This window comes from Tsukamurella sp. M9C (assembly GCF_020169415.1).
Lineage (GTDB): Bacteria > Actinomycetota > Actinomycetes > Mycobacteriales > Mycobacteriaceae > Tsukamurella.
In genome coordinates, this window is record NZ_JAIULG010000032.1 from 45,450 (window position 1) to 54,145 (window position 8,696).

The following is an 8,696-nucleotide window of genomic DNA, read 5'->3' on the forward strand; positions in this document are numbered from 1 at the left end:
GCTGATCGACTTTCGGTCCCAGTGCCGCCCGCATCCTGCGTCGGTACCGTCGAAGCATGGGGACTTCGACGCCACCGCCCGGATCGGGTACCGCCGCAGCGTACGACCCGATAGCCGAGGCGTACGCGCAGGAGAACGCGACGAGCCTCCTCAATGAGTACTACAACCGGCCGGCGATCCGAGCGTTGCTCGGCGACGTCGCGGGTAAGCGCGTCCTCGATGCGGGGTGTGGATCCGGTCCGACCCTCGTCGACCTCGTCGAGGGTGGCGCGTCGGCGGTCGGCACCGATGGGAGCGCGGCCCTGATCGACATCGCCCGCGAGCGCGTCGGCGGCGACGTGGAGCTGCACGTCGCAGACCTGGCCCAGCCTCTGCCCTTCGGCGACGCGGTCTTCGACGACGTGGTCTGCTCGCTCGCCCTGCACTACCTCGAGGACTGGAACGCCCCGCTCGCCGAGTTCCGCCGCGTGCTCAAGCCCGGTGGCCGAGTCATCCTCTCCGTGGAGCACCCGTTCGTCATGTTGTTCACCCAACTCCAGGCCGGTCACACGCCGAACTACTTCGACACCCGGCCGCGCACGGAGTCCGAGATGGCAGGGATCACCGGTGAGCTCACCTTCTGGGACCGATCGCTCGCCACGATGTTCCGGACGTTCGTCGAGAGCGGATTCCGCGTCACCCACATGGATGAACCCGGCCCCGCGCCCGAGGCGCTGGAGCGGTTCCCCGACTTCTTCGCGGACAAGGACGATCCGCGGTTCCTGGCGTTCCTGTTCGTCGTACTGGAGGCGTGACCTCGCTGTTGCGCAGGCTCGCCGCCACCGGCGAGCGCAGGCTGTCATCACGGTGTGGCGCAGCTCGGTAGCGCACCGAGCGCGGTGATCACCCGCACCGCCGAGGGCACGGAGATCCTCCGACTGAGCTGGCGGCGGGACCGTCGTCGGGCTACTGCGCGTTGGGGCAGAGAGTCTCGTGCAGTGCTTGTTGTGTCGAGGGAGACGATGTCGCGGTGAACCGGCAGGTCGCTCGTCCATTGACGTAGAGCGCGTACAGGGGCTCGTCGCCGATGAGCCGGTTGGTGACTCGCACCTGCTCCTTGGTCGTGTCGCTCTTCGTTCGGTGCAGGACTTCCCGGTTCTGCTCACAGAGCAGCACGCGGTGCTTACCGACGGCGCCCGGCTGGAGCGTCGGGAGGAGCTGGTCCCAGTTCGTCTCGTCGAACTGCATCCGCCACGACGTCGTGAACTCCTCTTGCGACTTCCAGTCGGCGTCGCCCGCGTAGGCGGGCGAGGTCATCCGCTGCCAGTCCTTCTCGACCAGTCGGCTGAACGCGCCGTTCAATTCCTCGTACGAAGGGTTCTGCACGTCGCCGAGTGACGCGCAACTGGGGAGCCCTTCGTCATCTCCGCTGATGAGGCTGCAACCCGCAGCTACCAGTGCAAGGGCGGCCACAATCAGTGCGGCCGACGATCGACGTCGCATGGTGGGAGTCTATCCAGTTCCGTGAGCTGTGCATTCGGCGCCGGTGCCTGGAAGTGTTCGCCGGGTCGGCCCGCTGTGAAACCTCCTCGACCAGGCACGACGACCGTGACACCATCGCTGTATGGCTGATGACCACACGCTGCTGAGATCCATCTCGCAGGCGAACCCGAGGGGCGCCGGCCAGGGCGACCTGCCGGCGCTGCTGCGTCGGTTCGCCGACACCGTCGAGGCGCTGGGCACCGTCGAGGTGGAGGACCTCGTGATGCACGACGAGATCACCGAGGACGGGAGCTGGCTCAGCTTCACGCTCTACTACTCGAAGCCGCGGCTCGCGGCGGTACCCAACGACTGACGCCGCGTGAATCCACCGCCGGCGGACGGATCCATCGGTGTGTCTGTTTCGTGAAGACGGTTGACGCGGATACCCCCATGGGGTATAAAACCAAGTACCCTCAGGGGGTACCCGCACGACGGTGGATCCGCCGCGCACGCACACCGAAGGAGCACGTCATGGACCACAGCGCACACGCCGCCGCACCGTTCCCGCAAGGGCTGCAGGCCGCGGAGCAGGGCTACCGCATCACCCCGGCGCTGACGATCCTCGACGCCGGCCGCACCCGCGTCGAGTTCGCGATCCTCGGCCCCGACGACGCGCCGGTCACCGCCTTCGACGTGCAGCACGATCGGAAGCTGCACTTCATCGCCGTCCAGCGCGACACCAGTGGATTCCAGCACGTGCACCCCGTCATGGACGCGGCCGGCACCTGGTCGGTCGAGCTGGACCTGACGCCGGGCGTGTGGCGCCTCTTCGCCGACATCGCCCCGACGACGCTCGGCGCGGGCATCGTCCTCGGCGCCGACGTCGCCGTCCCCGGCGACTATCGGCCTCGCGACCTCCTCGAGCGCCGCACCGTCTCGACGGTCGACGACTACGTCGTCACGCTCGACGGTGCGCTCCTGCCGGGCGAGGGGGCCGAGCTGCGCGCTCGTATCACCCGCGGCGGGATCCCCGTCACGGATCTGCAGCCGTACCTCGCGGCCTACGGCCACCTCGTCGCGCTCCGCGCCGGCGACCTCGCCTTCCTGCACGTCCATCCCGAGGGCGACCCGTCGGACCCCGCCACCCCCGCCGGTCCGGACATCCGGTTCCACGCGATGGCCCCGTCGGCGGGCACGTACCGGCTGTTCCTCGACTTCCAGCACGCCGGCACCGTCCGGACCGCGGACTTCACGCTCGTCGCCGGCGAGCCCGCCCCGTCCGCGGCGTCGGAGGCGCCGGTCGACGGCGCGGAGCCCGTCGCGCACGGCGGCCCGCACAGCAGCCATCACGCCGCGCACCACCACTGACCCGCATCCACCACGTCGGCACCGAACTCAGGAGAGATACCGTGGGTCCCTTCGCGAACCGCGACTTCCGGCTGCTGTTCAGCGCGCAGATCGTCGCCCTGCTCGGCACCGGCCTGACCACCGTCGCGTTGGGCCTGCTCGCCTACGAGATCGCGGGCTCCTCGGCCGCCGTCGTGCTCGGCACCGCACTCACGATCAAGATGGTGCTGTACGTGGTCATCGCGCCGCTCGCCGCGGCGTACGTCGACCGGCTCCCGCGGCGGGCGTTCCTGGTGGCGCTCGACGTCGTGCGCGCTGGCATCGTCCTCGCCCTGCCCTTCGTCACCGAGGTCTGGCAGATCTACGTGCTCATCGGCACGCTGCAGGCGGCGTCGGCGGCGTTCACGCCCACCTTCCAGGCCGTCATCCCGGACATCATCACCGACGAGCGCGATTACACCACGGCGCTGTCCGCGTCCCAGGTCGCCTACACGATGGAGAGCCTGGTCAGCCCCGTCCTCGCCGCGCTCGCGCTCCTGCTCATCGACTTCGACGTCCTGTTCCTCGGTACCGCAGTCGGATTCGTCGTCTCCGCATTCCTCGTCCTCAGGGCGACGGTGCCCGACGCGCGCCGCGCGCCCGCGGGCGGCCCCGCCGACCGGATCCTCTCCGGCGTCAGGCTGTTCGCGCGCACCCCGAGCCTGCGGGGCGTCTTCGCCGTGAACTTCGCGGTGGCCGCCGCCGGCTCGATCGTGGTGGTCAACACCGTCAACTACGTCCGCGATCGACTGGGCGGCAGCGAGTCCCAGGTCGCGTGGATGCTCGCCGCATCCGGCGGCGGCACCCTGCTCGTGGCGCTGGCCGTCCCGCGCCTGCTGGACCGGTTCTCGGAGCGGTCCGTGATGCTCACGGGCGCAGTGCTACTCACCGTCGCGGCGGTCGGCGCCGTCGCGATGGCCGCCGCCGACACCCCGTCGTGGGCGCTCACCGCGGCGGTGTGGTTCGCGAGCGGCGCCGGCTCCGCCATGGCGATCACCCCCACCGGCAAGGTGCTCCGCGCCGCGGCGGCGCCCAGCGACGTGGCCGCCGTCTTCGCCGCCCAGTTCTCCCTCTCGCACCTCGCCTGGCTCATCTCCTACCCGATCGCCGGCTGGGGCGCGAACCGTTTCGGGCTCGTCCCGGCCTGGGCGCTCCTCGCCGGAATCGCCGCCGCCGGAGCGATCCTCGCGCCCGCTCTGTGGCGCCGCGGTCCCGTCGCGCTCCCCGCGGGCGCGACCGTCGCGGCACCGTCGGGCACGGGGTACCGCACGCCGGAGCGCGAGCCCGACCTGGTGCCCGGCAGCCCCGCCTGGCGGCACGCCGCCGCCGCGGGAGGCACGCTCACCGAATGCCAGTGCACCCGCGGGCAGGCCGCCTGACCGCCGCTCACCCGGCGGCGGTCACCAGGCCGCGACGAAACCCGCGAGAAGCACGGCGAAGGCTCCGATCTCGGCGACGATGAGCGCCACCATGAAACCCCGCACCCCGGGCGCGGGCGGCGCGAGCTGGTTCTCCGTGTCCCGACGCGCGCCGTGCCAGCAGTAGCTGGCGATCGCCGCGACGAAGAAGAACACCAGGATCGCGGCCGCGGTCAGGTCCACCCACTGCGGCCACGCGCTGAGCTCCACGAAGACCGCCGCCAGTGCGATGGCGAAGGAGTACAGCAGCGCGGCGCGGTGGGCGATGTCCACGTAGACGTGTGCGTGGTGCTCCGGGGAGGTCATGATCCCGTGGTACTTCCACACCCCGAGGGCCAGCGCCCACAGGAAGACGAGGCCGGAGGCGAGCAGCGTCAGCCGGGTGTCGAGGCCCAGCGCTGTGGCGTCGATCGTCATGCGTGCGCGCGGCCGAGGACCAGGGGCGACGTCGGGATCGGCACCCACGCGGGCGCCAGCATCCGGTCCTCCACCGTGGTCACCGCGAAACCCGCCCCGCTGATCAGCCCGACGGCGTCGCGGTGCGCATGGCAGTTCCCGAACAGCCGCGGCCAGACGGTGGCGTCCGCCGCCTTCTGCAGTCCCTCCAGCATCCCGCCCCGCGCGGCGACGTGCTCGAGGAAGCGGAGCTCGCCGTCGGGCCGGAGGAATCCGCGGACCTGCCGGACCGCGCCCTCGGGGTCGGGCAGCGAACACAGCACCAGGCTGAACACCACGGCGTCGAAGGGCTCCGCGGCGACGTACTCGTCGAGCCGCTCGGGCCGCACCTCGACGCGCTCATCCGCCACCGCAGACGCCTCCGAGCGCAGGGCGTCCTCGGGCTCCAGCGCGACCACCGTCGTGACCTCCGGCGGGTACAGCGCGAAGTTCGTGCCGGTGCCCGCGCCCACCTCCAGGACCCGGCCCGACAGCCCGGCCAGGTTGCGTCGCCGCAGCTCGGTCAGCAGCGGCGGCTCGTTGCGCACCAGCCGCGGCCACATCTTCACGAAGAACGAATCGCCCATGCTCCATCAGTACCCCATGGCCGCCGCCGCGGCGGCGTTCCGGTGGATGCGAGTACAGGGCGCGCGGCGTCGCCTGGTAAACCCAATGGAATGACCACCCCGGAGGTACCCGCGCAGTTCGCCCGCAGCGGCGGCGGCTTCGATTCGCTGCCCGCCGCGGAGGGCCGCTGGGCGCCCGGCACCCTGTCGGGGCCGGCGATCGCCGGCCTGCTCGCGCAGGTCCTCGATACCGAGTTCGGCGAGGGCCTCGTCGGAACCCGCTGGCACTGCGACATGTTCCGCATGGTCCGCTCCGGCCACCTCGACGTGCGCACCCGCCTGGTCCGCTCGGGCCGCCGCATCCGCGTCGCGGAGGCGGAGATCATCCAGAACGACAAGACCGTCGTCCGCGCCGCCGTCACCTTCTACCACCGGGCCCCGCAGCCCGACGGTGCCGTCTGGTCCGATCCGCACGTCCCCGCCCCGCCGCCGCCCGGCGGCCCACGCCTCGCGATGGCCGGCGGCAGCGGCGACTACGTCTCGTCGGACACCCCGGAGCATTGGGCCACCGCCGAGCGCAAGCGCGTCTGGACCCGCGGATGGCGCGTCCTGGACGGCGAGGAGACGACGCCCTTCGCCCGCGCCGCGATGGTCTCCGACTGCACCAACCTGGTGACCGGCATGGGCACCGGCGGCGTCGAGACCATCAACGGCGACGTCTCCATGGCCATCGCCCGCGCGCCCCGCGGCGACGAGATCGGGCTGGAGGCAGATCAGTTCGTCATCGTCGACGGCATCAGCATCTCCTCGGCCAGCATGTTCGACCGCGACGGCCGGTTCGGCGTCTGCACCGTCACCGGCATCGCCACCGGCTCCGCCGTCCACGGGCCCACGTCGTCATGAGCGTCGTCGTCAGCCGGCGCGGACCGGTCACCGTCGTCGAGATCGACCGGCCCGATGTGCGCAACGCCGTCGACCGCGCCACCGCCGAGGCCCTCGCCGACGCCTTCCGCGCCTTCGACGCCGACCCGGACGCCGCCGTCGCCGTGCTGCACGGGCGCGGCGGGACCTTCTGCGCGGGAGCCGATCTCAAGGCCGTCGCCGCCGGCACCCCGAACCGCGTAGAGCCCGACGGCGACGCGCCGATGGGCGTCTCGCGGATGCGGCTGAGCAAGCCCGTCATCGCGGCGATCGAGGGGCATGCCGTGGCCGGCGGCCTCGAACTCGCCATCTGGGCGGACCTCCGCGTCGCCGCGACCGACGCGGTCCTCGGCGTCTTCTGCCGCCGCTGGGGCGTGCCCCTCATCGACGGCGGCACCGTGCGCCTGCCGCGGCTCATCGGCGCGAGCCGCGCGATGGACCTCATCCTCACCGGGCGGCCCGTCGACGCGGCCGAGGCCGAGGCGATCGGCCTGGTCAACCGCACCGTCGAACCCGGGACGGCCCTGGAGGCCGCCGTCGAGCTGGGGCTGCAGCTCGCCGGATTCCCGCAGACCTGCCTGCGCAACGATCGCCTCTCGATGCTCGACGGGGAGGCGGAGTCCGAGGCCGAGGCGCTCGGGATCGAGTACCGGTACGGGCTCGCTTCCCTCGCCGACGGCGCCGTCGCGGGCGCCACCCGGTTCTCCGACGGTGCGGGGCGGCACGGCGCGTTCCGCGACGAAGGACCTGTGCGATAGCGACGATTCGTCGGGTAACGGACACGCAACGGTCACCTGCAATTCGTCACACCGGTCACAGCAGCCACCTACTGTGCAGGTGAACGGCCCGCTCGGGGCCGCGCAGAAGGGAACATCATGGGGCTCGCCGGCGTCCGCAGCGAACTCGACGATCTCACCACTCAGCTCACGACCATCGCCGCGTCCATCGGCCGGACCGGCGACGACCTCCAGATCGACGCCCGCAGCCTGCACGAGACCGGCTCGTGCGACGCGGTCAACTCCATCGCCCGCCGCCTCGACGACCAGGGGCTGCAGCTGCGCCGCCTGCAGGCGCGGATCACGAAGGTGGTCGACTCGCTCGCCTGATCAGCCCCGGCCGATCCGCATCGCGGCCAGCCATGCGCGGAAGTCCGCGTAGGCGGCGGTGAGCTCGTCCGCCGGCCAGTCCGCCGGCCGCAGCTCCGGCGGGAGCAGCGGATCCCGGTAGAGGTGCCGCACCACCGAGACCATCGTCAGGAAGCGCGCCTGCCCGTCGTCGCCGGCGTCGGCGATCGCGCCCAGCAGCGCGTGTCCGTGCCGGGACCATTCCGGCAGGTCCCACAGCGTGCGCGCCAGGTCGACGGGGTCGTCGTCCGGCCGCGCGGTGAAGCGCGCGGTCACCTGGCGCACCGTCGTCGGGAGCATGCGGTCGAGGTTCGCGGGCCGCATCCACACGCCCTCGCGCAGCTCCGCGAGGCGCAGCCGGGTCATCTCGGTGCGCAGCTCGGCGCGGTCGCCGGCGCTGCGCCCGCTGGTGGTGACGATCGCCGTCTCCCAGGTGCCGTCCCAGGGCAGCATCACGGGGGAGTCGGTGCGCGCCTGGCGCCGGGCGAGACGGTCCGACAGCGCGTAGCGCCCGCCGTCGCGGACCAGATCACCGGCGGACACCATGCGCGACATCGCCGCTCGCGTCGTGGATTCGGAGACCCCGAACAGCCGCATCGCGGCCACGATCTCGCGACCCTCCAGCTCCGGCGGATGCGCGCCCAGCAGCAGGCTCAGCACGGCCGAGCGCGCCGAGACCGTGGTGGTGAGGGGCGTGGACATCGGCGTCGACGCTACACCGCGAGTGCGTGGTCGCCGGGTCAGCGGTGTGCGAGCCGGCGCCGTCGGTGGCCCTGCGGAACTGCAGGGGCGGGCGACGGTGCTGCGTGGTCGTGACTCTCGGATTCTGTCCGGTTCGGACAAGTGCGGTGCACGGGCGGCCGCGCCTCGGGTGCGTGCGGCTCGGCGGGCGATGTGCGGCGCCCGCCCTGGTCAGAGCGGTCGATCCGTCGGCGGTCTCCGGCGCGCGGCGGCGCATAGTGCACCGGCCACCGTGCCGTCGATGCAGGCTCCGTCGTCCCCCGCGCGGCGCCGAAAGGAGGCTCCGGCGTTCGCTCCCCTACGGAACGTCGTGCGTGAGGTGGGGGACCAGTCGTCCCCCGCGCGGCACCGATTCCCGCACGAGAAGCCAGCTCTCCCACGCCTAACGCCGATTCCCCCATGCCGGGCCGTGGGGGTTCAGTCGTCCCCCGCGCGGCGCCGATTCCCTCACGTGGCGCCAGCTCTCCCACGCTGAACGCCGATTCCCCGTGGCGTGCCGCGCGCCCTCAGCCGTCCCCCGCGCGGTGCCGCGCTGCTCGTCCGAATGTTCCAGACGTGAGACCTGGGCCGTGTCCGAATCGGACAGAATCCGAGAGCGGCGTGAGCGCCGAAGGCAAGGGCGCGGCCCCACGCCCCATGCCCCC

Annotated in this window: 11 protein-coding genes; 7 read left to right on the plus strand and 4 right to left on the minus strand. The window is 72.1% G+C overall.

Translation table 11 applies throughout. The annotated features are described in order from the left end of the window. The first annotated feature begins 56 nt into the window (after positions 1–56). On the plus strand, positions 57–794 hold the full coding sequence (locus tag LB823_RS15535) for a class I SAM-dependent methyltransferase (protein WP_224648258.1): 738 nt from the start codon (positions 57–59) through the stop codon (positions 792–794). A gap of 151 nt (positions 795–945) precedes the next feature. On the opposite strand, the gene LB823_RS15540 is transcribed toward LB823_RS15535, so the two are convergent. Next, positions 946–1,482 carry a hypothetical protein gene (locus LB823_RS15540; RefSeq protein ID WP_224648260.1) on the minus strand — a complete coding sequence of 179 codons (537 nt, stop codon included), beginning with the start codon at positions 1,480–1,482 and terminating at the stop codon, positions 946–948. A 121-nt stretch (positions 1,483–1,603) separates the two neighbouring features. Between LB823_RS15540 and LB823_RS15545 the strand changes: the two genes are divergently transcribed. The 3 genes from LB823_RS15545 (at position 1,604) to LB823_RS15555 (ending at position 4,226) form a co-directional block, all read left to right on the plus strand. Next, positions 1,604–1,834: a hypothetical protein gene (locus LB823_RS15545; RefSeq protein WP_224648262.1), complete on the plus strand. Its 231-nt coding sequence runs from the start codon at positions 1,604–1,606 to the stop codon at positions 1,832–1,834. 158 nt (positions 1,835–1,992) lie between these two features. After that, the gene (locus LB823_RS15550) at positions 1,993–2,829 is read left to right on the plus strand and encodes a hypothetical protein (RefSeq protein WP_224648264.1); all 837 of its coding nucleotides are present in this window, start codon (positions 1,993–1,995) and stop codon (positions 2,827–2,829) included. Between the two features lie 41 nt (positions 2,830–2,870). After that, positions 2,871–4,226 (plus strand): MFS transporter, encoded by a 1,356-nt coding sequence (locus LB823_RS15555; protein ID WP_224648266.1) that lies wholly within the window; start codon positions 2,871–2,873, stop codon positions 4,224–4,226. A gap of 21 nt (positions 4,227–4,247) precedes the next feature. Here LB823_RS15555 and LB823_RS15560 read toward each other — a convergent pair whose 3' ends face one another. Both LB823_RS15560 and LB823_RS15565 read right to left on the minus strand, forming a co-directional pair. After that, entirely contained in the window at positions 4,248–4,682 is a 435-nt protein-coding gene (locus tag LB823_RS15560; RefSeq protein WP_224648268.1) for a hypothetical protein, read from the minus strand. Further along, complete coding sequence (locus LB823_RS15565; protein ID WP_224648270.1) at positions 4,679–5,287, minus strand: bifunctional 2-polyprenyl-6-hydroxyphenol methylase/3-demethylubiquinol 3-O-methyltransferase UbiG; 609 nt, start codon at positions 5,285–5,287, stop codon at positions 4,679–4,681. Before LB823_RS15565 ends, LB823_RS15560 begins: the two co-directional genes overlap by 4 nt. Before the next feature lie 90 nt (positions 5,288–5,377). Here LB823_RS15565 and LB823_RS15570 point away from each other — a divergent pair, with 90 nt between their 5' ends. The 3 genes from LB823_RS15570 (at position 5,378) to LB823_RS15580 (ending at position 7,293) form a co-directional block, all read left to right on the plus strand. Beyond that, positions 5,378–6,169, plus strand: a complete 792-nt coding sequence (locus tag LB823_RS15570) for an acyl-CoA thioesterase domain-containing protein (protein ID WP_224648272.1) — start codon at positions 5,378–5,380, stop codon at positions 6,167–6,169. Beyond that, entirely contained in the window at positions 6,166–6,945 is a 780-nt protein-coding gene (locus tag LB823_RS15575) for a crotonase/enoyl-CoA hydratase family protein (protein WP_224648274.1), read from the plus strand. Before LB823_RS15570 ends, LB823_RS15575 begins: the two co-directional genes overlap by 4 nt. Positions 6,946–7,062: 117 nt before the next feature. Further along, positions 7,063–7,293 carry a hypothetical protein gene (locus tag LB823_RS15580; protein ID WP_224648277.1) on the plus strand — a complete coding sequence of 77 codons (231 nt, stop codon included), beginning with the start codon at positions 7,063–7,065 and terminating at the stop codon, positions 7,291–7,293. On the opposite strand, the gene LB823_RS15585 is transcribed toward LB823_RS15580, so the two are convergent. Beyond that, complete coding sequence (locus LB823_RS15585; protein ID WP_224648279.1) at positions 7,294–8,013, minus strand: PaaX family transcriptional regulator; 720 nt, start codon at positions 8,011–8,013, stop codon at positions 7,294–7,296. Positions 8,014–8,696 lie beyond the last annotated feature (683 nt).

Bases quoted from the DNA above. Each gene is read 5' to 3' on its own strand.
- LB823_RS15565 (WP_224648270.1), bottom strand. From the start codon at position 5,287: ATGGGCGATTCGTTCTTCGTGAAGATGTGGCCGCGGCTGGTGCGCAAC.
- LB823_RS15540 (WP_224648260.1), bottom strand. From the start codon at position 1,482: ATGCGACGTCGATCGTCGGCCGCACTGATTGTGGCCGCCCTTGCACTG.
- LB823_RS15545 (WP_224648262.1), top strand. From the start codon at position 1,604: ATGGCTGATGACCACACGCTGCTGAGATCCATCTCGCAGGCGAACCCG.
- LB823_RS15535 (WP_224648258.1), top strand. From the start codon at position 57: ATGGGGACTTCGACGCCACCGCCCGGATCGGGTACCGCCGCAGCGTAC.
- LB823_RS15550 (WP_224648264.1), top strand. From the start codon at position 1,993: ATGGACCACAGCGCACACGCCGCCGCACCGTTCCCGCAAGGGCTGCAG.
- LB823_RS15575 (WP_224648274.1), top strand. From the start codon at position 6,166: ATGAGCGTCGTCGTCAGCCGGCGCGGACCGGTCACCGTCGTCGAGATC.
- LB823_RS15580 (WP_224648277.1), top strand. From the start codon at position 7,063: ATGGGGCTCGCCGGCGTCCGCAGCGAACTCGACGATCTCACCACTCAG.
- LB823_RS15570 (WP_224648272.1), top strand. From the start codon at position 5,378: ATGACCACCCCGGAGGTACCCGCGCAGTTCGCCCGCAGCGGCGGCGGC.
- LB823_RS15560 (WP_224648268.1), bottom strand. From the start codon at position 4,682: ATGACGATCGACGCCACAGCGCTGGGCCTCGACACCCGGCTGACGCTG.
- LB823_RS15585 (WP_224648279.1), bottom strand. From the start codon at position 8,013: ATGTCCACGCCCCTCACCACCACGGTCTCGGCGCGCTCGGCCGTGCTG.